The 24,495-nt window shown below is 41.5% G+C and carries 20 protein-coding genes; 5 read left to right on the top strand and 15 right to left on the bottom strand.

Going from position 1 to position 24,495, the window contains the following annotated elements; translation table 11 throughout:
• Positions 1 to 71 precede the first annotated feature (71 nt).
• On the bottom strand, positions 72 to 1,307 hold the full coding sequence (locus I6E61_RS05935; protein WP_227685703.1) for a serine protease: 1,236 nt from the start codon (positions 1,305 to 1,307) through the stop codon (positions 72 to 74).
• A gap of 745 nt (positions 1,308 to 2,052) precedes the next feature.
• Here I6E61_RS05935 and I6E61_RS05930 point away from each other — a divergent pair.
• On the top strand, positions 2,053 to 2,757 hold the full coding sequence (locus tag I6E61_RS05930) for a hypothetical protein (RefSeq protein WP_197131379.1): 705 nt from the start codon (positions 2,053 to 2,055) through the stop codon (positions 2,755 to 2,757).
• Between the two features lie 124 nt (positions 2,758 to 2,881).
• Positions 2,882 to 3,625 (top strand): MHYT domain-containing protein, encoded by a 744-nt coding sequence (locus I6E61_RS05925; protein ID WP_197131376.1) that lies wholly within the window; start codon positions 2,882 to 2,884, stop codon positions 3,623 to 3,625.
• A 229-nt stretch (positions 3,626 to 3,854) separates the two neighbouring features.
• Here I6E61_RS05925 and I6E61_RS05920 read toward each other — a convergent pair whose 3' ends face one another.
• Positions 3,855 to 5,003 (bottom strand): ATP-grasp domain-containing protein, encoded by a 1,149-nt coding sequence (locus I6E61_RS05920; protein ID WP_197131373.1) that lies wholly within the window; start codon positions 5,001 to 5,003, stop codon positions 3,855 to 3,857.
• Positions 5,004 to 5,334: 331 nt separating this feature from the next.
• Here I6E61_RS05920 and I6E61_RS05915 point away from each other — a divergent pair, with 331 nt between their 5' ends.
• Positions 5,335 to 6,603 (top strand): TerD family protein, encoded by a 1,269-nt coding sequence (locus I6E61_RS05915; protein WP_197131371.1) that lies wholly within the window; start codon positions 5,335 to 5,337, stop codon positions 6,601 to 6,603.
• Between the two features lie 118 nt (positions 6,604 to 6,721).
• On the opposite strand, the gene I6E61_RS05910 is transcribed toward I6E61_RS05915, so the two are convergent.
• From I6E61_RS05910 to rlmKL, 7 genes are all read right to left on the bottom strand, one after another.
• Positions 6,722 to 7,330 (bottom strand): TerD family protein, encoded by a 609-nt coding sequence (locus I6E61_RS05910; protein WP_197131369.1) that lies wholly within the window; start codon positions 7,328 to 7,330, stop codon positions 6,722 to 6,724.
• 144 nt (positions 7,331 to 7,474) lie between these two features.
• On the bottom strand, positions 7,475 to 8,227 hold the full coding sequence (locus I6E61_RS05905) for a TIGR00266 family protein (protein ID WP_194197243.1): 753 nt from the start codon (positions 8,225 to 8,227) through the stop codon (positions 7,475 to 7,477).
• A gap of 229 nt (positions 8,228 to 8,456) precedes the next feature.
• Positions 8,457 to 9,032, bottom strand: a complete 576-nt coding sequence (locus I6E61_RS05900) for a TerD family protein (protein WP_110922674.1) — start codon at positions 9,030 to 9,032, stop codon at positions 8,457 to 8,459.
• A gap of 468 nt (positions 9,033 to 9,500) precedes the next feature.
• Positions 9,501 to 10,430, bottom strand: coding sequence for a glutaminase (locus I6E61_RS05895; RefSeq protein ID WP_197131367.1), 930 nt, complete (start codon positions 10,428 to 10,430; stop codon positions 9,501 to 9,503).
• A 234-nt stretch (positions 10,431 to 10,664) separates the two neighbouring features.
• Positions 10,665 to 11,732 (bottom strand): DUF475 domain-containing protein, encoded by a 1,068-nt coding sequence (locus I6E61_RS05890; protein WP_197131365.1) that lies wholly within the window; start codon positions 11,730 to 11,732, stop codon positions 10,665 to 10,667.
• A 227-nt stretch (positions 11,733 to 11,959) separates the two neighbouring features.
• Positions 11,960 to 12,535: a TerD family protein gene (locus tag I6E61_RS05885; RefSeq protein WP_110922677.1), complete on the bottom strand. Its 576-nt coding sequence runs from the start codon at positions 12,533 to 12,535 to the stop codon at positions 11,960 to 11,962.
• A gap of 336 nt (positions 12,536 to 12,871) precedes the next feature.
• Positions 12,872 to 15,178 carry a bifunctional 23S rRNA (guanine(2069)-N(7))-methyltransferase RlmK/23S rRNA (guanine(2445)-N(2))-methyltransferase RlmL gene (gene rlmKL / locus I6E61_RS05880; RefSeq protein ID WP_197131363.1) on the bottom strand — a complete coding sequence of 769 codons (2,307 nt, stop codon included), beginning with the start codon at positions 15,176 to 15,178 and terminating at the stop codon, positions 12,872 to 12,874.
• 188 nt (positions 15,179 to 15,366) lie between these two features.
• Between rlmKL and I6E61_RS05875 the strand changes: the two genes are divergently transcribed.
• Positions 15,367 to 16,029, top strand: coding sequence for a response regulator transcription factor (locus tag I6E61_RS05875; RefSeq protein ID WP_197131351.1), 663 nt, complete (start codon positions 15,367 to 15,369; stop codon positions 16,027 to 16,029).
• A 165-nt stretch (positions 16,030 to 16,194) separates the two neighbouring features.
• Here I6E61_RS05875 and I6E61_RS05870 read toward each other — a convergent pair whose 3' ends face one another.
• From I6E61_RS05870 to queC, 6 genes are all read right to left on the bottom strand, one after another.
• A complete protein-coding gene (locus I6E61_RS05870) occupies positions 16,195 to 17,502 on the bottom strand; it encodes a hypothetical protein (RefSeq protein ID WP_197131349.1) in 1,308 nt (435 codons plus the stop codon).
• Positions 17,503 to 17,888: 386 nt separating this feature from the next.
• On the bottom strand, positions 17,889 to 19,085 hold the full coding sequence (locus I6E61_RS05865) for a mechanosensitive ion channel family protein (RefSeq protein ID WP_227685702.1): 1,197 nt from the start codon (positions 19,083 to 19,085) through the stop codon (positions 17,889 to 17,891).
• Between the two features lie 151 nt (positions 19,086 to 19,236).
• Entirely contained in the window at positions 19,237 to 20,727 is a 1,491-nt protein-coding gene (locus I6E61_RS05860; RefSeq protein ID WP_197131345.1) for a dihydrolipoyl dehydrogenase, read from the bottom strand.
• Between the two features lie 215 nt (positions 20,728 to 20,942).
• The gene (locus tag I6E61_RS05855; RefSeq protein ID WP_197131344.1) at positions 20,943 to 21,440 is read right to left on the bottom strand and encodes a peroxiredoxin; all 498 of its coding nucleotides are present in this window, start codon (positions 21,438 to 21,440) and stop codon (positions 20,943 to 20,945) included.
• A 272-nt stretch (positions 21,441 to 21,712) separates the two neighbouring features.
• Positions 21,713 to 22,042, bottom strand: a complete 330-nt coding sequence (locus I6E61_RS05850) for a hypothetical protein (RefSeq protein WP_197131342.1) — start codon at positions 22,040 to 22,042, stop codon at positions 21,713 to 21,715.
• Positions 22,043 to 22,277: 235 nt separating this feature from the next.
• Positions 22,278 to 23,057, bottom strand: a complete 780-nt coding sequence (queC, locus tag I6E61_RS05845; RefSeq protein ID WP_197131340.1) for a 7-cyano-7-deazaguanine synthase QueC — start codon at positions 23,055 to 23,057, stop codon at positions 22,278 to 22,280.
• A 228-nt stretch (positions 23,058 to 23,285) separates the two neighbouring features.
• On the opposite strand from queC, the gene ttcA reads away from it, so the two are divergent.
• Entirely contained in the window at positions 23,286 to 24,422 is a 1,137-nt protein-coding gene (ttcA, locus tag I6E61_RS05840; RefSeq protein ID WP_197131329.1) for a tRNA 2-thiocytidine(32) synthetase TtcA, read from the top strand.
• Positions 24,423 to 24,495 lie beyond the last annotated feature (73 nt).

Raw genomic sequence — 24,495 nt, 5'->3', positions numbered from 1 at the left:
TACGTTTTCTTTAAGCCATTGTTTTATATTTTTTAGGTTCGTTACGTGATTCTTTAACCTCAACCTCAACCTCAACCTTGACAGCCAACCAGCCATAGCGCACCGCGGCTTTGTTTGCTCAACTGCGGTGTGGTTAGTGGTGACGTTTTACCAAGAGGCAAGTCCGATAAGTCATCTAAGCCAATGCCAGCGCTCGCTAGTAGGGCAGATAATAACTGAAATTTCACTGCGTAGTTCATGTTTTGTGCATGCTCGTGGACGAGGCTAGAGGTTACCATGCCGACAACTTCACCAGTAGGCAGTAATAAAGGGCTGCCACTAGATCCGGGCTGAATGGGTGCGGTGAATTGCATATAGCGAATATCATCGCCAAACCCTGTCAGACCTGAGATACAACCTTGCGTGACTTGTAATTGGCTACTCAGTCCTGACAACGGGAATCCCAATGTCGTAATGGTCTCTCCCAAATTATCAGAGCATCGCTGTGCTAATGGCAAATAGCTAGGCAAAGGTTCACTCACTCGAATAATGGCTGAGTCGCTTCCGATATCGCTGAGGACTACTTGCGCCTCCCGATCAGGTTGGCCTTGCTGACGGACACCAATCATCGCCGCTGACTCAATCACATGATAGCAGGTCAATAGGTGATAGGAGTCAATCGCAAATGCTGTTCCCGTCCAGGTTTCGCCAGGCTGAACGTGACGTGGGGGACGCGACTCGTTGTTTGGCTGAGTTCGCTGTTGCTGCTGAGCCGCTTGAATAAGTGCATGCGTATCTGGCGGACGGGTATCGAGACTGATTTCGACTCGATGCTCTACACTTGCTAGTCCTTGTGTAGAGCTTTCCCCCAGTGCACGGCATTTAAACTGGCCATTACGTCGATATACTTCCAATATGATAGCCACTTTAATATGACGTTCAGTTGCCATGAAATCATATTTGATCGCGTCATTATTGAGGGTTAGACAAATATTGTTGAGTTCAATCGCTGGTAGGTTAAGGCTTGGATCATGATAGACATATGCAATCAATTGCAAAGAAACAACACCTTGCGTATCAAATAATTTGGTCAAATCTAGCTGCCATGCGCTTGGATTATCATTATCGTCTAACTGAGCCCAGTCCTTGGGCTCATGAAGGTAGGCAGGGCTACAAGCTGCTTTACGATGTTCATCTAACGGCAGCCATATCAGTCCAAGTTGCTGCCCAAATGTAAGCTGCTCTGTTGTAGAAAAAGCAACCGAACAATTAGATTGCGCGATAATCGTATTTGCTCCTAGCACTAACGCAGTCTGTACAGTCATCATATGCCTCTAATTGAGTCGATTATAAGTCATTATAGACAGTTTTTAGATAGCTGTTTAAATAACTATAGGGTCACTATAAAAAGCCGATATTTGTGCATTATAGTGGTTTTTGCTTATAATTCGGCATAGAATAGTTAATATCTCATTATTCTAAATTCTAATATTAAGCTAAAGCATCTAGTAAAAAGCGAACTTTAAAAATCAATTCAAAAGACCTATAGCTTATTTTTAATAAAATAAAACAAGTCTCTATTTTTGCTTTCAGCCACCTATCGGATAATATCGCCATTTATCCGGCAATATCGAGTTAGCTCTTGTCATAATATATCTACTCAGTAATAATGCTACATAATTACTTCTATAAAGTAACTGAGTTTTATTAGACAAGGGGTGAATAGTAGTTAAGCTCCTAATTCTTTAAATATCATCTACGAATATTTCTCTGTACTAGCTAGAGATGTAGAAAGTCAAAAACAAATAAATATAAAGCTGAGCTTCATTGTTAGTGATAAAAAATTTATCAAATACCAAATATACAGATTTCTTGTTCCATCTCACTAAGTATTAATAGAAAGTAAATGTCTTGAACATTATTTTCTCGTCACATTCATTCGACAAGAAAGTCGATAAACCATAAGTCTGAAACTGAATTTATATTAGTCGTTAAGCTTAAATAGATAGCTTTGTACTAAAAAGTTTAGCGATTTTTTTAGAAAAGGAGTGCTCTTTGAAATTTTCTTGTTCATTGGAAACGTCTTCTGAGCGGATTCGTTTGGTTAATGTTATCTCGCCACTTATTAAAGCAGGTTACCAACTCGTAACCCAAAGACAAGAGCCTTCAGAAAATGGTGGCAACATTATTCATGTTGTTGCCAAAAGCCAAGGGTCAAAGACACAAGAGGATTTAATCGATGATCTTTCTTCTATTGAAGGCTGTACACTTTTTCAGCTAGAGATAGATGGAGAGGGAAGTGTCGATGCAGTACCGCCGACACCACCACCAGTAGTACAAGATTTAGATCAAAAAAATGCATTAGCAGCTATTGGTGCACAGTATCCTGATATAGCGGATGTCGTTAGGCACTATGAGGCCAGTTTACCACAGGAGACTCGTGCTAAAGCAATGCATGAGTTGGGACGTAAAGTGGGGAGTGGAATTTACAAACGTGACTATTCACTTGGTAGTGCACTAAAAATGCCAACCACGATTAATCGCGAACTTGTACCAGCTTTGAAGATGTTTTCTAAGGTTAAGGCTAAGAATAACTTAGTCGCTTTGACTAAATGTCCATTCTGCAAGTTGTCAGATAGCAATCATTCAGGCTGTCACTTTGTAGTAGGCTACATAGATGGATTCTTATCAAGTAATCCAGCTGTAGACAGAGTTCGGGTTGAGGAATCAAGTTGTGGTGCTGGTACTACCAATATTTGTGAATTTATCATCTGGTAGAAAATAATGATTCATAGACAACTAAATGTCTATTAAAAATAGTAATACATGCATAAAGCGATGTTAGTTCATTAAAGCCAATATTGCTTACGCTCAGTTTTTATTAAATATAAAGGTCGAAAAAATGATTGAAATCGAATACAACTTGCTTTTGGTGGCTATCTCGTATGTTATTGCCGTTATTGGTTCTTTTGTTGGTCTAAACCTTGCCATTCGCGTACCATCAGCCAAACCAGGTAACGATCTATACTTTTGGGTAGCATTATCTTCAATCGCGATCGGTGGTGCGATTTGGTCTATGCATTATATTGGTATGATGGCCGTTGATATGAAAATGCCGGTCACTTATGATTTGGGTTTGACCGTTATTTCAATGCTACTTGCTATTTTGTTTGTTGCTGTTGGTATTGTCATCGTCGGCCGTGGTTCGTCGAGTATTGCCAAGTTGATCAGTGGTGGCGTACTTACTGGATTGGGTGTTGCAGCAATGCACTATACTGGTATGGCCTCAATGCAGATGGAGGCAACCATGTCATATAACATACCACTTTTAATCACTTCGATTGTCATTGCAATTGTGGCAGCAATGGCTGCGCTATGGTTAGCATTTAACCTACGCGGTACAGTACAGCGCTTTGGTAGTGCATTCATTATGGGTATCGCTGTTTGTGGTATGCATTATACTGGTGTAGCCGCGATGGAAATGAGCGCTACTGCTGGTCACACAATGTCTATGAGCCATACACATGAAGGTGCGATTACTTCGTCGATTATCATCTTTATTGGCTCAGCAGTTGTACTCGGCTTACTATGGTTCTTAGCATCTAAAAATGCTCCTAAACAAGAAAACTTAGTATTCGGCGAGTAATGATATAGTTAATTCAGTTTAGAAGAGAATCAAGGCAACCGAGTACAGATGTATATATGATACTTCAAGCAAGGTTAACGCTATCACTCTTTTATAGGGGATTGACTATATATAAGCCACGACTGTTCTGTCTATTGAATGGTTAATACAAAAAAGGTTTTTAGATATTATTCTAAAAACCTTTTTTTATGTCGAATAGCCAGTGTATAGATAAGGATTTATCTACACTCTAATCCGTTGTTGTCTCTTCGACTTTTACACCTATCATGATTGAACGTACTTGGCATGGGGTTATTTTCTGAGCGATATCAGCCAGCTTTGGTTTATCAGTCAAGCCCAACCAGTAGGCAAAGCCGACCTGTGTTAAATCCACACCGCTATGAGTTGTGTAACCAATACCGCCAGATGGGCGACTATTAATCTCAAGTACACGGTGCTGACCCTCATCATCGGCTTTGGTCTGTACACTGACGATACCATCACAGTTGAAGGCTTTGATTAATGGAATGACGACATCCATAACGGATTGCTCGTAGCCGATATGCTGGATTTTCCCAGTTTTATAACGAGTAATAGCGGCCAGTACTTCACCATATTCGCATACCACATCGATAGAGTACTCTTGCCCTGACAAGTAAGGCATTAATAACATCGGAATAGGGCGCTCATGCACCATTAAGCTGTTTGTGTACGCATTTATAAATTGGGCAGTACTGATTTTTTTCTCTTCGGTAAAGTATAAATGCTCAAAGCTATCATATTGCTCCTCTGCTGTTTTGCCTAAGTCCAATCGCCAAAACCCTTGTGCAAAAATACCAGTGACTGGTTTGACACATAAAGGCTGATGACCATGTTTGGCAAGTAGCGCCTCAAGCTGCTCAGTCGTATCAAAGCGCCAAGCATCAGCAACAGGTATGTCATGAGAATGGCACTGTTGCATAAAAGCAAATTTATCATCGATTGATTCTAATGATGCAACACTGGTTGCGCCAGTCAACAAGCGAATACCTGCTGCATCAAATACCTCTCGATGGGCCTCATAATCAATACCATTTCGACCAGTCAATAATACCTTTACATTGTGCTGTTGAGCCTGTTCTAGGACGAACTGCCAACGCGGTATAACGGGCTCAGGTTCAACGTCCACTTCATCGAGGCTATCTATAGTGGTTATAGATGGTTCGAGATAGACATCATCCGCAAACTCAAAAATCTCAGGTCTGTCGTGACGGTGTGAGGCGATGATGTTGAATGATGCCTCAGACTGGGTTTTTAGCGTTTGTAGGCTGGCTAACATATCACGCTGGCTTGACTGGCCTTCAGCTAACCAAGCCGCAGTTGAGATTGTAGGGTGATTATCGTTAGCAGTGTTATCCATAATTCTCTCAGCAGTATTGTTAGTTTTAGATATAATTGGATAACGAAATACCGTCATCGCAAAACCAACAGCAATCTAGATAAGCTCAAAATATAGCTAACCATCCAAGTCATCATATTGCTGATAGTAGAGCTATTATATACAAATGCTAGTCGTTATAAATGATACTGATAAAATAGTATGAATAAGAATGCTTAAGGTTTATTTTGGGATTTTTAGCACTTAACAGAAGACGTGTATCGACTAAAAACCCTGTAATAACCGTGCTACTATATGCTGATAGTAGACATAATAAATACATCGATATAATAAATAAATGAAAGGATGAACAATGAGTCAAACTCTAATCGCAGGTGCCAATGCGCCACTACCGACGGACAATATTAGTATTCGTATCTTAAGCCAAAATGCGATTGATTGTGCTGCTTATCGCCTAACTGCCGATGGTAAAGTGCGCGGTGATGGAGACATGATATTTTATGGGCAGACACGTAGTGACGACAGCAGTGTCAGCTTTCGTGGTCATGACAGTGATGGCTTTTTTGACATCAATTTGCCAGCTCAACCTGCAAGTATTGAAAAGATAGCGCTCGCATTTTCTAGTGATAAAACACTTGCTCAAGTCGGTGATGTGGATATTCAAGTATTACAAGGCAGTCAAGTGCTGATGACTTGTCAGCTTAGTAGTACCGATCGCAATGAAAAAGCGATTATTTTAGCTGAGTGCTATCGCAGGCAGGGCAGTTGGAAATTTAGATTTATTGCGCAAGGTTTTGAGGGTGGTCTAAAACCATTGTCAGAGCACTTCGGTGTTGAGATCGCTGATGAAGCCCCAGTTCCAAACCAGTCTCAAAGCCAGTCACAGAGTCAGGCTCAACCTATCAACACGCAACGTCCAATCAATACTCAAAAAGCGGGTAGCGCACCTCAAGCAAACACACCACCACCGATTCCAGCCAATCCTGCTATAAACCTAAGCAAAGTAACCTTAACTAAAAATCAATCTAGCATCAATCTCAAAAAACGCGATGATTTTGGTAAAATTACTGTGAACTTAAACTGGAATCAACGACCAAATGCTGATCAGCAGGCACCTAAAAAAGGGCTCTTGGGTGATCTATTTAAGCAACATAAAGCAGGTGGTATTGATCTGGATGTTGGTGCGATGATTCACCTGAAAAACGGTGAAAAGACGCTTATCCAAGCGTTAGGTAATCGTTTTGGTAGCTTACAGTCAGCGCCTTATGTTTGTCTGCGTGCCGATGACAGAACAGGTCAGATAAGTGGTGGTGAGTGGCTGGATATCAATGGTCAGCAGTGGTCGCAGATAGAGGAGGTCTTTATCTTTGCCTTTATCTACGAAGGTGCACCGAACTGGGCACAGACAGATGGCGTGGTCACCATTGCGGTACCAGAGCAGCCACCGATTGAAACACGTTTAACAGAAGGTACAGGCAACTTGCCAATGTGTGCAATCGCTCGTTTGGTCAATCAACAAGGCAGTATCAATGTTGAGCGTATCAATCAATACTTTAAAGGTCACCAAGAAATGGACAAAGCCTTTAATTGGGGATTTAGCTGGAAACGCGGCAGTAAATAGTAACTAAGTAGTAACGGCTGCAAGAATATCGATTGGTACAAAAAAATAAGCCCTTCTATTATAGAAGGGCTTATTGCTATTGAAGAGTATTCAATATTCAAAAATTTTCTAGAGTCAATTACGCATGCGGTGTGATAGCAGGCATCAAATCATGAAAAGTACGACCAGATGCTGTTTCACCGATGGCATGCATTTTCCACTCATTGTTATGGCGATAAACTTTTGCCATTACCATCGCTGTGTGTCCACCTTGCGCTGACAAGTTATAGCGGGCAACTTCTTGGTTGTTATTGGCATTGACGATACGGCAAAACGCATTTTCTACGGTCTCAAAAGTCTGACCAGTAAAGCTGTTAACCGTAAAGACCAGCGATACAACATTAGCAGGAATTCTAGAGAGGTCTACGTTGATGACTTCATCATCGCCATCGCCATCACCCGTACGGTTATCACCAGTATGTACAATGCTGCCATCTTTTGATTTTAGCTGACTGAACCAAATAGCATCGATCGCTTGTTTATTACTATCGAACATGATGCATGAGGCATCAAGATCGATAGAGTCGCCGCCACTACCGCCACCAAATAGTTTACCTAAGAACCCACCTTTTTTCTCTTGTGGACCTTGTGCGACATCCCAGCCTAAACCTAGTTTTACCTGCGTGAGGTCACCACCAGCTTCTTTGCTAAGTGAGATTTTTTGACCTTTTTGTAAGCTAACTGCCATGTGATTATCCTTATAGTATCAATATTGAGAAATATGAACTGAGTGTATTACTACTACTCGTCTTCCTTGCTATCTAAGTTTCTAAAAATGTTGTAATAGTTTTGAGTAAAGCGTTGAGTAAAACCTATATATGACGATATACAATTATAAGATATTGCCTAATAAGCCGCTACTACCACCGCGACCGCCTGAGCTACTACCCAAAACGCTTTGTAGCCAGCCTTGATAGCTATCACGATTGCGCGAACAAATAATGACCTTGCCAGTACCAGAGAAGTTCAATACCATGCCTTCACCACTGGTGACGGAGTTGATAATATTGCTCATGAAGCCTTTTTTCTTGCTGGTAGACACTGACAGCTTATAATCTAAGTTGGAGTCCCAGCAGACCACGTGACCGTTATCAATAATGACGTCTTTACCGGGTTCTACATCGATCTCGAACAGCGAACCAAACCCTGATACCACGACCTGACCTTGGCCTTGTGTTTGCATAACCATAAAGCCACCAGTATCACCAAATACCGCACCGCCAAGGTTGCGTTGAATATTGGCTCTGATATCAACGCCAGTTTGTGCTGCTACAAAAGCACCATCGCTGAGCGTGTACTGCTGAGCACCGCAATCAATGATTTGCATATCTCCATCTAGCGTTGGTGCAAGCAAACAATCACCTTCACCATTGACCGCTTCGATTTGCTGTTGAAATAGTGATTCATCATTAGCAAATCGGCGCATGAGTGACTGCATTAACCCGCCTTGCAGCTTACCTTTTAGTTCAAGGTTTGATTCCATCATCACCATTGCATTGGCTTCACAATAAATCGAGTCGCCTTTTTTGAGATTACAATGTAAAAAAGGTTCGATGGTACCGATTAAGCTAAATGTTGCGGCCATGATTTGCAAATCCTTATTCTAATTTTTTAATATGTGCGCTTGATAACTATGTTTGTGGTTCTGTATATGTTGTCTTGAAGACTTTGGCTTTTTTGATTAGCCAATTAACATTAAAGCCATCAAATGCTTTAAAAGGGCACACTTGATGACTTTAAATAGCTCTGTTATATCGCAATCAACTATATGACAGCGATATTTAGTTTGCTAAGCGATTACGTCAAAGCTAAGCTTATACGTTTACGCCATAAGAGCCCGCTAATGGTCCAAGACCACCGCTGAAGCCTTGACCAACAGCACGGAATTTCCAGTCGCCGCTGTGACGATACAACTCACCAAAGATCATGGCCGTTTCAGTGCTGCCGTCTTCTGATAGGTCATAGCGTGCAATTTCACTGCCGCCATTGTCATTAACGATACGGATATAAGCTTCGCCTACTTGACCGAAGTTTTGGTTACGGGCCTGACCTTCATAAATGATGGCACAAAGTGCTACTTTATTAACGTCAGCTGGAATGCTCGCTAGATTTACTTTAATAGCTTCATCATCGCCATCACCTTCGCCAGTACGGTTGTCGCCTGTGTGCTCAACAGCGCCATTGTCTGACTTTAAGTTGTTAAAGAAAATGAAATCTTGGTCGTTACGTACTTTACCTGCTTCATTGACCAAAAAGCCAATCGCATCTAAGTCAAACTCTTGACCGTCAGTAGCGCGTGGATCCCAGCCAAGACCGACTGTAATATTGGTTAAGCCTGGCGCTTCTTTTGATAAGTTTACGTTGCCGCCTTTTGTTAAGCTGATAGCCATATAAATATCCTATTGATTAGTAATTAAATAATAAAAAAATGAACTGAAAATGGTGCAAAGGTTGATACGTAAGCGCACACAGTTAATATCTCTGCCTGTATGTCACGGCCTGCATATCATTACGTTTTACTATACTAAGCGTTTGCTTAGTAAGCAAGGCGTATTTTGTGCACTTACTATATGTTTCCTAAGAGACATAATGCCCCTGTATATCTGATACTTTTTAACAATTTTGATAGCAATACTTAAGGTGTTGTTATCAAAAGTAAATTACCTATCTATCATCATTTGTAGATTAAACAAGAAAAAATTGGTTTTTGGCTGATAAGAACGTATTTTCCTAAAGAAAGCTTTAAAACGAAAACGGGTCATGCCAATATATTTGGCATGACCCGTAGTAAAACTTACCATATCTAACGGTGTACATCGTCTTGAATAACTCACCGATAAAGTATTAGATAATAGTTTTTAATCTCCAAAAACCGACCAGCCAGTTTCCTGTACAAACAGCTCTAATGCTTTAGTCCCAAGCTTAGAGTTTCCTATATGATCGAGCCCTGGTGACCAGACGGCAATTGAACCTTCCCCTGGTGCTATTGTCAAAATACCGCCACCAACTCCGCTTTTACCTGGCAGACCGACACGATAAGCAAACTCACCAGAGCCATCGTAATGACCACACATCATCATCAGCGAATTAATCCGTCGAGAACGTTGTGCATTAATAACTCTAACGCCTGTGTGCTCATTAATACCATTAGAAACTAAAAATAGGCCAGCCTGAGCTAACTGCTGACAATTCATCGCAATTGAGCATTGATGAAAATAAGTACCCAGTACTTTATCCACATCATGTTTTAGACGTCCAAAGGATTTCATAAAGTAGGCCAATGACGCATTTCGATCTTTATGCGCCATTTCGGATGCGGCGACTTTGTGATCAAAACTGATCGAATCATCATCAGCAATGAAGCGCACAAACTGTAGTATCTCGCCCAATGTCTCTTTTGGCTCATGTCCCATCATGATGGCATCCACTACCGCAATCGCACCCGCATTGATGAAGGGATTACGTGGCCTACCAGATTCGTGCTCTAGCATCATAATGGAGTTGAAAGGGTCGCCAGATGGCTCGCGACCGACGTGTGTCCAGAGCGCATTACCTAATTTGCCAAGACCGATGGTCAAGGTAAATACCTTGGAAATACTTTGAATAGAAAACAGTGTGCCCGCATCACCCGCTGTATAGACCTGTCCATCAGGTGTCGCTACCGCAATACCGAATTGATTTGGATCTACATGAGCCAGTTGCGGGATATAATCTGCTACTTTGCCACGATCGGTTTCATTTGCCATTTCTGCAGCAATGTTATCAAGAATTTTTTGTATATTAATCATGTAGTCGTATTTTTATGATGTTATTAGAAGGTGGAGATTTTAACTGAATAAAGGATGATGGTGCTGGGGGAATTGTACTTTAATTATTGGTCATTCTGGCATACCGATGCCTACATCATCTATTTATAACTGATCGCTTTAATTAGGCTAAAAAAAGCAGGTCATATCAATTTTTTGATATGACCTGCTCAAATACATCACTAGATATAGCAGATGCTATATGAAGGACACGCCTTAGTTCAGACTTGCCTTTTCAGCTTTACGATAATTAAGTGATGCAACAAATGCCCAACCAATAAAGGTAATACCGATCAGACCAGTAATGATCTCTGGTACATGGAACTTAACCGACAGCAGCATGATAATTGCTAATGCACCAATCGCATAATGTGCGCCATGCTCAAGATAGACAAACTCGTCAAGCGTGCCTTTATCTACCAAGAAGATAGTCATAGAACGTACAAACATCGCACCAATGGCAAGACCCAACATGATGACAATAACGTCGTTGGTAATGGCAAATGCACCAATAACACCATCAAAACTGAATGAAGCATCGAGGACTTCTAAGTATAAGAAGCCGATGATACCGCCTTTCATAATAGCGCTAGTCGCTGCTGCACCCGAACCGCTTTCTTCGTTTTCTAAGCCTTCTTCAAGATCACCTTCGAGCATGCCAGAGACAACCTGTACGCCAAGATAAACGAGAATACCCCAGACACCTGCAATTAAGACGGCACCTGACTGCTCAGCGCTGGCCCATGATACGGCAATCATTAAGACGATGAGAGCGACAAACACGCTCATAGCATCGACTTTACCGAGCTTAGCCAAACGGCTCTCTAGCCAATCAAACCAATGGACTTCTTTTTCATCAAAAATGAAGTTCAAGAAAACTAATAGTAGGAAAATACCACCAAATGCTGAGATTTCAGCGTGATGCGCCATTAGTCTGGCTGAGTATTCTTCTGGTTGATACAGAGCTAGATTGATAACTTCCATCATGCCAAGATCAGCGGTAACCGCGACGATGACAATAGGGAAGACCAAGCGCATACCAAATACTGCAATCAAAATACCAACGGTTAAAAATATCTTCTTCCAAAATTCGTCCCAGCCCTTGAGGACTGAAGCATTGACCACCGCATTATCAAATGATAATGAAATTTCCATGACGGCCAAAATAGCGGTAATAGATAGGGTGGATATCATGCCACCCATACCGCCATGTGAATATCCCCACCATGCCGCTACCGCTAGGGCAATAGCTGTGAAGATAAAATCTAAATAAAAATGTCTCATGACACATCCTGTCTGGTTGCGTAAAGCTAAGGTCGGCCTATTATAGACACAAACTGCAAAAAAGTGGTTATTGCTAACCACCTTTGATAGGTAATTCTAAACGAAACGCAGAGCATTACTAGTCATTTGGTCACTATAAATTGTGACTATTTGCAACTATGTCAGCTTTACGTTTTGGACGTGATAACGACGGTTGATAACCACCTAAATGTTAATAAAATGGGATTTTAAATATCAACACCGTATTGCTGACACATCGCCTGTAGGCCACCTGAATAGCCTTGACCAACGGCGCGGAATTTCCACTCACCGTTATGGCGATATACTTCGCCAAACACCATTGCCGTCTCAACAGAGTAGTCTTCAGCCAAGTCAAAACGTACGACTTCAGTGCCTGTTTCTTCGTTAACGACACGGATAAAGGCGTTGGCTACTTGACCAAAATTTTGACTACGTGCTGCAGCATCATGGATAGTCACTGTGACGACGATTTTGTCGACGTCAGCAGGCACTTGAGTTAGGTTTACTTTGATAACTTCATCATCGCCATCACCTTCGCCAGTACGGTTATCACCAGTATGTTCAACGGCACCATTGTCAGATTTAAGCTGATTATAAAAGATGAAGTCATGGTCACCGCGCACTTTACCAGCACCACTTAGCAAGAATACGCTTGCATCAAGATCAAACTCTGCGCCTGATGTGGCACGCTCATCCCAGCCAAGACCGATAAGTAGCTTAGTTAGGTTTGGATCCGTTTTGGTTAGCGATAAATTACCGCCTTTATTAAGTGATAAAGCCATGAGAATATCCTTGTTATTAGAGTAGGGAGAGGTTCAATATTAAAGCAATAGCCATGCGAAGGAGTAAAGATAAGCTAGTAAAATCGATAGTGGGATTAATATTATCAACAAGCTATCGCCGCAAAACTATTGCTTAATAACGCCCTATCATAACAACAAAAAATGACCCAATCAAAACTGATTGGGTCATTGTTATGTTTCATAAAAAATTGAGCATAAAACTTAAGATTTAGTGGCTTATAGATGACCGTTTATATGATTAGTCATCTGTAGGCGCTTATCTAAAAGCTGTCATTTAAAAGCTTTGGTGACAGCCATAAGATTATAGACTGTCGCTTAGAAACTCTGACGATGGCGAATCTCAAAGCTCTGATGGATTGGCTTTTTGATATTGAAATCAAAGCCAATAGTCTTTTGCGTAATCTCAACAATATCGTAGCGCTCAGTCAACTGCTCATCTAGCTCAAAGCGAGTAAAGTTGTTTGAGAAGTACAACACACCATCTGATGTCAGGCGATTCATCGCACGATTGATAAGGGCAGCATGGTCACGCTGTACATCAAAAGTACCTTGAAACTTTTTAGAGTTTGAGAAGGTCGGTGGATCAATGAAGATAATATCGAACTGCTCGGTATTGTCTTTAATCCATTCGAAGATGTCAGCAGCAACGAACTGGTATTTATTGCGGCTAACGTCCAAGCCATTGAGTACAAAGTTCTGTTTGCCCCAATCTAGATAGTTCTGTGACAAATCGACACTAGTGACTTTTTTCGCGCCAGCCAATGCAGCGTGAACACTCGCCGTACAAGTATAAGCAAATAAGTTCAATACCACCTTGCCGCGACTGTTGTCCTTGATACGTGCACGCATGTTACGGTGATCGATGAACAGACCAGTATCAAGATAATCTGTAAAATTCACATAGAGATAGGCACCGTCTTCACGCGCAACATGAAACTTGCCGCGCTTTTCTGTGGTGTTCTGCTTGCTATATTGATCATTACCAGACTGGCGTGCACGTGTTTTGATAAAGATTTGTTCACGGTTAATGCCAAATACTTCACGTATTCCCATCAATGCCAAGTTAAAGCGCTTTTTAGCTGTCTCAGGTGGGATAGTCTTTGGTGGTGCATATTCTTGCACATGAGCGTAGTCACCATATAAATCGATCGCGACTTTGAAATCTGGTAGGTCAGCATCGTAGACACGTACATTACTGACGTTGTCTTTTTTCGCCAGCTTCTTCAGCTTGGCAAGATTTTTTTGCAAGCGGTTGATGAAGTCTTGACCATCTTCTACTTCAATATCACGTTTTTCAAAGCGACTCACGAGGTTGCCCGTTTGTCCTGCAATCAAGGTGCCATAGCGGAAATAAACGGTGATAGCACCATTATGACAACGCAACGTTTTTGGCTCTTTGATCGGTAAGATATCGACTTGTTCGACATGAGACGCCAGTATGCCAAGCATCGGATCAACGCCACTACCGGCAAAGCTATCTTGCAAAATAAGACCAATCGCTTGGTATAACGGCTTAATCATTTCTTCATCACCCAAACGCTCACCATAAGGCGGGTTGGTAATGATTAAAGGATTGCTCAATCGACCATCACTGACGAGAGGGCTTAGTACAGCACCCAACTGGTCAAGGGCGCGAGTTTCGATATCGAGTAGCGGCAGTAAATCTTGTAAACCTGCGGCAATGATGTTTTTTTCTGTGGCGAGAATTGCACCACTATCAGCGTCGAAACCTAACATTAGTGGTAGGGTGTCAGGCTGCTCGTTTGCAATCTCCAACGCTTCACGGAAACGCGTCTGTGCATCATCGATCATCTGCTGCCATAACGTATCATCATGGTGCTGCCACTGATAAAAGCCAAATTGATTGGCGGCTTTATCGATACCAACCGCATAATCACAATGCATGAGTAACGCTTCAATGATGAACGTTCCAGAGCCACACATAGGGTCGATTAAGGCATTGTAGAAAGGCGCGTTACCTTCTTCGTTCTTTTTATGCCAGCCAGCGCTATAGAGCAGGGCGGCGGCCAAGTTTTCTTTTAAAGGCGCGTCTGTCATGGCCACACGGTAACCACGGCGATGTAGACTGGTACCTGATAAATCTAAATATAGTTCAGCTTGTTTGTCATTCACGGTCGCAAAAATAGAAAAATCTGGATTTTTGCTATCGACGTTAGGACGACTGTCATAAACTTCATTAAATGTATCCGCAATCGCATCTTTAATACGCAGCATGGCGAACTGCTGGCTGACGGCCACGCGCTTGTCTACAGAGAGACGAATCGCAAACGTTTGCTCCAAGCTAAATTGCTCAGTCCAATTAACCGATTTTGCCAAACCATAAATTTGCTCAGCCACATCATATTCGGCATTGATGTTTTTACGTTTGATGAGCATCAATACTCGAGAAGCGACACGTGACCACAGACAAATAGTATATAGGTCGCGCAAAGTACCTGTAACTGCTAGACGGCCTGTGCTTTTTATCTCACTGGCAATGCCAAAACTGGTCAGTTCGGTCTGTAGCGGTGCCTCAAGCCCATCGGCACAAGTGATGATAAGATCAAGCGACAACTCTGGCGAAGCTGCTACTAAAGTTGAGGGCGCGGTTGTTTCGGTCATACGGATACCTGTGGGCTAAATTGATAATTAATGCACATCATAAAATAAGATGTTTAACCGACAATTTTACCATATTTCAATAAATTTAGTTTAAAAGCTATCTAGGATTATAAGATTGAATGTCACGGTGTTCAATAAACCAGTAATAAACTGGTAAGTTAACGCAATATTTGTTCTATACTAAAAAAATGGAGACGATAACCACAGTAATCGTAGCAGACAACCATCCAATATTTTTGGAAGGGTTGATGCTTTTGCTTGCACGTGTGGAATGGCTAGATATTGTAGGCCATGCGACGAATGGCGATCAAACATTACATCTAATAGAAAAGTACGAGCCAAATATTGTCTTAATGAATGTCACGATGTCTGGTATAGATATCGAAAACATCGTTCTTTCGGTTGAAAAGCAATCACTCATCACGCAATTAATTGCATTGACCACCGTCAATGATAGCGCTAAAGCACAGCAATTACTCAATATTGGATTGTCAGGTTACGTGTTAAAAAATACAGCCTTTGTAGATTTATTAGCCATTATCAAGCAGGTTCGTACAGGAAAAAAATTCATATCCCCATCATTACTGGCCAGTCTGAAACCTATCATAGCCAAAATTAATAAACCTCAACTCACTGTGCGTGAAATTGAAGTGCTAACCTGCATTGTAAAAGGGGATAGCAACAAACAAATCGCGTGCGATCTCGGTATCTCCCAGCGAACAGTTTGCTTTCATATGAGCAATTGCCTCAGAAAGCTGGAAGTCTCTAACCGTACACATGCCATAGTACAAGCAGTCAATCATGGATTGATAGATATTGATTCAAAAGTATATGATTTGAAAAATGGTTGAGCGGGATTGAAGAAGCGGTAGCACTAAATTGGAGTCTACATTAACAAATAAACCACCCATCATAAAATGATAAGTGGTTTATTAATTGATAATTAACGTCTTCAAAATTCTATGACTTCTCCATTATTCTCTTATCAGATTTCTCTAAAGAGCTATAGATCTATTTTAGAATCGTTTTAGAGTAGCGCTTTTCTTCATTGACATAGATTTAGGCTGAGCTTTAGATTCTACTTTGACTCTAGCAATCTCTTTTTTACCATCACTAATGACGAAGCTACCAGCACTACCATTTGAGCCAGACGACTTGTTTCCACCAACTTGCCAATTAACCCAATAATCAGCAGACTCACATGTCTGGGGGAAGAATTTGTTACCACCATTAAAATATGTGCCTACTTGTACACGATACCAATGGTTTGGTTTCATGTCATAACTTGATGAAGTATTACCATGATTTATGGGATTAGTGATATGGAAGTTGGTATAAAATGCATCAATACTAGTACCCCAACCTGGTGACGTAGGTACGGGTGAACCTAATGCACCTGGTCCTTTATCATATATAGTCCATTTGGATATTAATGCATTGATAGGGGGCTTCATGCTATGCACATAGTTTAAGTAGCTTTGCATCTGATTGTTAAATTGCGGTGTTGCTGAGAAATTAAGACGATATTTTGCATTTGATCCGCCACCGGGCTGAAATACCGGGGTTAATTGTCGAATGATAGCTTCTTCATTGATAGGTGGGCAGCAGTTATCAGCAGGTATATTAATGACAATATCATCAAAATCCATTGGAACCAAATCACCTAAATTTGTAGCCTCATCAAAAATTATGGGACCCGGTCCAGTGCCTCCATCGCCAGCACACCCTTTGATATTGACAAAGGCTTCATCAAAGTTCATGTTATTATCCATTTTGATGACTAATGAATAGGTATTACCTGCTACCACTGGGCTAGTATAGGATACTAATTTCCAAGGATCTGTTGAAGAGTTACCGCCTGGGAGAGTTACAGGGTTAGACTGACCAACGATTGATCCATTGGTACCTGTTCCATTACGCAAGATGACAGAGGCTGTTCCATTACTATCAGCTCTGGTAGAAAAGTATCCACCAAAATTTGCTTCACCATTACATTTTGCTATAAAGGTTTGATAGAAGTCATTACTGCCATTAGCAATATCAAGATAATGTCTAATAGTTCCTGACGCAGTGCCTGATGCATCACTCCGAGGGCCATCTCCCGTGGAATTAATGCCTTGGTTGGTTCTGATGACGTTTGAATCATCACCTGTTCCTAACACCCAAGGAGTAATAGGATGACCTATATGGTTGCCAAACCCACTGGCAGGCGGATTTAGCTCAAAGCCTCCATTAACCAGTTGATTTGCAAATGCTCCCGTTGTCAATATTAAACTAGCACCAGCTATGCTCAAAGCTTGAGTGAGTCTTAATTTGATTTCCATGCGCAGAATTCCCTGTCAGTAATCAATTGATTATGCCCTTAGATATTTTATTAAACCTATTCAACGGTCTACTAGTATCTGTTTGCAGCATAACAAGGATTTATCAAAGATGTACCTGTAGATATCTACAGGTATAGGATCTGCATGCATAGCGTTAGAGGTATTTTAATAGCCTTAATTCATATTAATTAGTATCGTAACCCGTCACTATGAAAGTAAGCTATAAGAGGTGTTCTTAGGTGATGATATGCAGGATAGGTCAGGTGTTACTCAAAGCAATGCGTCTTTAAATACCTTGAGCAATGTTATGAGCAGTCTATTGCATGCGTACAAAATTTTATTAAGCTAACAGAACAACCATAAACGGTTAGCGATTTCATTTGATATTAAGGCTGAATATTGTTTTCAGGGTGGATATGACTGTCTGGTGCTACCCGTTGTGTCGTCGTTGCAAACGGTTTGGTTGCGATAGGGTAGTCTACGTCTTTTGGCATCAGCAAACGCATATGTGGATAAGGGGTTGAGATGTTTGCTGCATCGAAAGCGCACTTGATATCTTCTCTCAAATGTTCTTTGATTTTCGGCATACGTGCCACAGCGGCTGGCTTAACCCAAAAACGTACGATAAAGAACACACCATACTCACCAATCTCTGCCACAGTGGCCGAGGTTTCAGGACGGCTAAGTACCACCTCGGTGTCGGTCAGTACTTGCAAAATTTCCTTACGGGCAGTGTCAATATCGTCTTCGAAAGCAATACGTACACGAACATCAAAGCGTATAAAGTTTTTGGAGGTTAAGTTGATTACTTCGGAGGAGGCAACATTAGAGTTCGGGATAATGACAGTGATATTGTCTCGAGTCAAAATATGAGTGGTACGTAAGGCGATAAGCACCACACGTCCTTCATTCTCATTAATATGAATCCAGTCGCCAACTTGAAAGGACTGCTCAAGTAAAATAGTAATACCAGCGATAAAGTTGGCAAGCGTCGACTGAGCAGCAAAACCAACTGCTAGACCTACAATACCCAAACCCGCTACCAGTGAGACGATATCAAAGCCAAATTGCGCCATGACGCTGGCAAGTCCGAGTACCAATAGCAGCACGGACAAGATATTCTTAAGTAACTGCTCTATGGAGGCATTGAGGCCATAATGCTGTAACACTCTATGAATAATTTGCCCTGAAGAGGTCCAGAGCACATAGTAGATACCGGCCCACGTACTGGCCTTTGCCGTCGCTTTGATAGTATCTGGTTCAAAGTAAATCTGACTCATAATGGCGATTAAACTGGCCACAACCCATATATAACGCAGCACTGAGCGAACAATTTTGGTTCGACGCTCATTTAAACGAATTTTCGCTTTGCTTTGTTTGAGAATATAAATAGCCAACCAATAAAAAAATCCCAATACCGCAAGCAGTATTAGGATTTTGATGCCAGTACTTGCCAGATCTACTGCTTGAGATGACCAATCAAGTGCCTCTTCATCTGCAGATCCGCCAAGCGCAAGGTAGAGGCTAGTATGGAGGTCACGTATGATCTCTTTGAAAAAATCAGTAATACTAGCGATTGGCATTTTTTGGTCCATGCAGATTTTGGTACATGCAAAGGGTTCAATACAAGGTATAGGATTATAAGTTACCTTAAATCATCAGTGCAATCAAACATAAGAGATGTGCTGATTGACACTGAGTATACCTGCTTTGAAGGAACGGCTGAGCTAATAATTAAGAGCTATTTTTCTGAGTGTCTTGATACTGATAAGGTATCTCCATCTTGTGCTGTACATCACGTAAAGCAGTGCGTAGACCTTCCAATATCGTTGGGTGATAAAAAGGCGTGTCAAGCATGTCTTTGACACTCAAGTCATTGGTAATCGCTGATGCCAAAATATGACCAATATATTCAGCGTCAGGACCCACCATGCTAGCCCCTAAAATTTTATCTGTTTTTTTACAGCCATAGATGTGTAGGAGACCGCAATTGATGCCCATGACACGACTACGGCCTTGATTATCAAAGCTGACACTGCCGATAACATGCTCTAGGTCTGAGTCCTGTTGAATCTCTGACAAAGACATACCAACATTAACGATTTGTGGTGAGCAGAATACGATAGAGAATGGTGTGGCAGGCGGGCGAATGTGAGCGTTTTCTTCGTTTTCGCAGACCATACTTCCTGCACTATAGCCTTCATCACTGGCCACATGGAGCAATGGAATATGCGCGTTGGCATCACCCACAATATAAATGTTTAAATCGCCGATTTTTCCGGTTTTCTTACTTAAATCTTTTGGGCGATTTTTGTCATCAAGTTCGACACCTAGGTTTTCAACGCCTAGCTGTTTAATGTTATTGCGGCGGCCTGTCGCGACCAGTACGTATTCACCTTGCCACTGCTTCGACTCTCCAGCACTGTCTTCATAATCAATAAATGCTGTTTTATGCTCGTCATTCGTTTGAGTGCCGACGTTATTGATCTTACTACCCAAATGCATGGTCAGCTCACTACTCAAGCAGTCAATTGCTTTGTTGTTGATATCGTCATCTTTGAGGCCGGCAACACGTTTGACTTGATTGAATAATGTCACGTCCACACCCAAACGTGTTAACGCTTGAGCTATCTCCAACCCTATCGCGCCTGCGCCAACGACTGCCATTGATTTTGGTAAATCTGTGAGCTCAAAGATGCTATCAGAAGTGAGTAGCGCATCACCAAGTTTATCAGCCCAACCGTCTGGAATGAACGGAGAGCTACCAGTCGCGATAATGATTTGTTCTGCTTCAATTAGCTCATCATTGACTTCGATAAGCCCTTGCTTATTGATATGAGCTCGGCCATCTATTTTTTTATCGTCAGGCCATCCTTCGACTTGCTTTTTGATGTAGCTAGCGAAGTGATTGCGCTCATCACGGACACGTTGCATAACTTGCTTACCATCTATCTGAACGGTAGCATGAACACCAAACTTAGCAGAACTTTTAGCATCATGAGCACGCTCAGCAGCTGCAATCAACAGCTTGCTTGGCATACAGCCGACTTGGATACAAGTGGTCGTCCAAAATCCATCATTAATAATGACAATGTCGTCATGAATTTTTTTGGCTTGGCGAAAGGCATTTTGACCAGCGGTACCTGCACCAATGATGGCTACAGATACTTTGCGAGTGACCTTGGGTACTGCATTATCAACACCGTTCTCAGATTGTTTATTCATAGTATTCTCAAGTGATAGAGGCGGTAGCATTGAATGCTTTTATTAGTATTTTGCACCGCATTATTATTATGGTTATTATCGTTATGGTCAGCGCTTATTTTAAAGTGATTTTATATATAAGTGACTTTGTATAAAAATGGCTTTATACAAAAGTAACTTTATATCGTTTATGACTGTCGTGATTTATGGCTATATTGGTTAAGAGGCTATGTTGATTAAGGTGCTAATATTTCAAGCAACCGTTCGGTATAGCCTTTGGCACGTAGATTGCGCTGAGCATGAGTTAGCGTACCATCCGTATCAAAAACAAAGGCTGAACGGACCAAGCCTAACGTTATTTTTCCATACATATTTCTTTCTTTAATAACGTCAAAGTACTGGCATAGTTTTTCGTCAGTATCACTAATAAGGGCGATGTTTAGGTCTTGCTTAGCGATGAATTTTTCGTGAGACTCAACACTATCACGTGAGACACCGATGATGTCATAGCCCAACTCATCAAATTCGTTAAGATGAGTAGTAAACTCTGTCGCTTGGGTGGTACAGCCAGGCGTATTGTCTTTTGGATAAAAGTAAAGAATGAGGCCTTTATTGGTATTGCTAATCATCTCTTTTAGATTTATCTCGTCATGGACGAAGTTGCCATCTAGCTCTCGTACTATAGTGACTGGGAACTCAGGTAAGGTAAGGTTTTCTGTGGTTGGCTTTGCCATTATAAAGTCCTTATTAATTTTGATTATATAGTCAATCCTCTATAAAAGAGTGACAGCGTTAACCTCGCTTGACGTATCACATATACATCTGCACTCGGTTACCTTGTCTCTCTTTTAAACTGAATCAACTATATATTGGCTATATTTATTTATCGTATTCTTATTATAGGCAGATTAGGAGAGATTCATAATGAGTTTTACATTTTACTTGTCTATTTCCAACAAAAAAGACTGGTAATGACCAGTCTTTTATATGTTGAGCAAGTTATAAATTAAGCAGGTTTTTGTGGCTGTTTTAAGTCTAAGCCAACCGTGCATTGCTGTAATTCTTTTTGCATTTTTTTGACGTAGGGTAGGCTAGAAGGGTCTTTTTTGTCTTGCGCGTAGCTTTCTATTTCCCACATTTGACCAATGGTCATATTGCTCCGGACTTCAATGGTGCAATTACACAGCTTGGTAGCAGTGCCTTTATCCGCGACTTTGTATTTGACCGCACCATCAATGCAAGTATTGATATTTTCTTTTTTGATATCAGCCGCATTTGCTTGTGGCATCGCAAAAACAGCAGCTAGAGCTAAAGGTAATATTGGTAATAACTTCATAAATATCCTCTTACAGGTGGCATCAGTTCTTATATTGTGTACTAAAAGCACTAATAGGTGATGATTGGTATGGGTACTTGTGACTTTCGATGAAGGCAATCGCCCATACCATAGCAAGTATATCGATTAAAATACAATGGCGACATGCTGTGTTAATGCAAGCAAATGTTGCGCTAATGTTTAGCACTACCATTATTTAGCATGGCGCTTAATGAAACTCTACTGATACTATTTACTAAGATTGATAGTGGGTAGGGTCAGCAACGCCAGCTTGTTCAAAGCCTTGACGACGTAATGTACAGCTGTCACATACACCGCAAGCAAGGCCTTTTTCATCGGCACGGTAGCATGAAATAGTCTGCCCATAATCAACACCGAGTGACAATCCAAGCTCAATAGTTTTTGCTTTGGACAACTGCTGCAATGGCGTTTGAATCGATAAATGGTGCCCTGTGACGCCTGCTTTTGTGGCAAGGTTGGCCATGTGCTCAAAGGCAGCAATGTATTCTGGACGGCAATCAGGGTAGCCTGAGTAATCGACTGAGCTGACCCCGATGACGATATGGTTGGCATCAGCGACTTCTGCCACTGCTAGCGCATACGATAAAAATATGGTATTGCGTGCAGGTACATAAGTGTTAGGAATGGCGTCGTTATCGATTTCATCACGGTTTTTATTAGGGAATTTGTCTGAATCACCGTCAGGAACGATCATACTATGATCTGTCAGGGATGAGCCGCCGAGTTGAGCGATGTCGATATCGATAATTCTGTGATTAACTTCAGCCGTCTCAGCGATAGTCTTGGCTGCGACAAGTTCACTGTTATGACGTTGACCATAATTGAAGCTGACTGCTGTCACAGAGGCATAGCGTGCTTTTGCCCAATATAAACAAGTAACCGAGTCAAGCCCGCCTGATAATAGCACGACGGCATTTTGGTTGTTATGAAGGCTATCTAATTCGCTATCAAGCGTTGTGTCATCGGCGGTACTTTGTGAGGTAACGTTAGTCATAATGGTATCTATTATTGGTTTACGAAAAATGGTTATTTTAGCAAAAATCCAACCGTTACAGAACCATGAAGCCATTATTTAATGTCCTCTTTTCAAACTGTTAGCAAATTTTGTTATAATCGCTGCTTTTAAAGCATCAGTGTTAGTGCTTGCCCATCAAATATGACAGCGCTGTAATAGCAGTTTGCTGTATAGCAAAATCACCCTTGTAAAGATATTGAGTAACTTATGACTGCAGCGACCTTGTTTACGCCAAAAATTACGCCAGAGTTTGATGAGATGTCTGCTGATGCAGGTATGGCTGATTATACTTTAGAGACTGATGGCATGGAAGATGATGCCGCTGAGGATGATTTGATGGCGGAGCAGTTATCACCTACTCAATCAGCACAGTTTCGCAAGCTACAGAAAAAACTGCGTAGACAAGTATCTTGGGCGATTCGTGATTTTAATATGATCGAAGAGGGTGATGTGGTGATGGTCTGTGTGTCAGGCGGCAAAGACAGCTATACGTTGCTTGATATCTTGTTATTGCTCAAGCGTATTGCCCCGATTAACTTTGATATCGTCGCGGTGAACCTCGATCAAAAACAACCTGGCTATCCCGAAGACATTTTGCCCGCGTATTTGAACGAGCAGGGCATCGCTCATTATATTTTAGAAAAAGATACTTATAGTATCGTTAAAAGCGTGGTGCCAGAAGGTAAGACTTATTGCTCTGCCTGCTCACGTCTGCGCCGCGGCTCGTTATATGGTTTTGCTAAGCAGATTGGTGCCACCAAGATTGCACTGGGTCATCATCGCGATGATATGTTGGCGACGTTCTTTTTAAACTTATTCCATGGCGGTACGCTCAAGTCTATGCCACCTAAACTATTGAGCGATGATAAGCAAAACATGCTTATTCGTCCACTGGCTTATGTCGAAGAAAAAGACATCATTGAATACGCCAAATTGAAAGAATTCCCAATCATTCCATGTAACTTGTGTGGTAGCCAAACCAATCTACAACGAGCCATTATCAACGATATGCTGCGAGAATGGGACGATGCTCATCCACAGCGTTTGGCTTCTATTTTCAAAGCAATGCAAAACGTTGCCCCGTCACAATTAGCCGATCGTGAATTATTTGACTTTGAAGGGTTAAGTCTTGATCGTGATGAAAACGAGCGTTTGTTTGAAGGGGATAATATTCAAGCAGGGCAGACCGATAGTCTTGCCGAAATTGGCTTGCCTATATCACCAAAGACCCAAACGTTTAGTCCGAAGTTTATGAGTGATAAACAGCAACTACCAGAATCGGATAAAGGGCCAGAAGTCAGTCGTACAACACAGAAAATCCCAACGATTAATCCTGTTATTTAACACTTTGTTTGCTAAAAATATAACTCATAAAAAAACCAGCTCATTATTTACTAATGGCTGGTTTTTTAAGTCT

Origin of the sequence: Psychrobacter sp. NZS113, assembly GCF_015864825.1 — a bacterium.
Classification (GTDB): domain Bacteria; phylum Pseudomonadota; class Gammaproteobacteria; order Pseudomonadales; family Moraxellaceae; genus Psychrobacter.
Note: the sequence above shows the minus strand (reverse complement) of the source record. Positions and strands in the feature narration are given on the sequence as shown.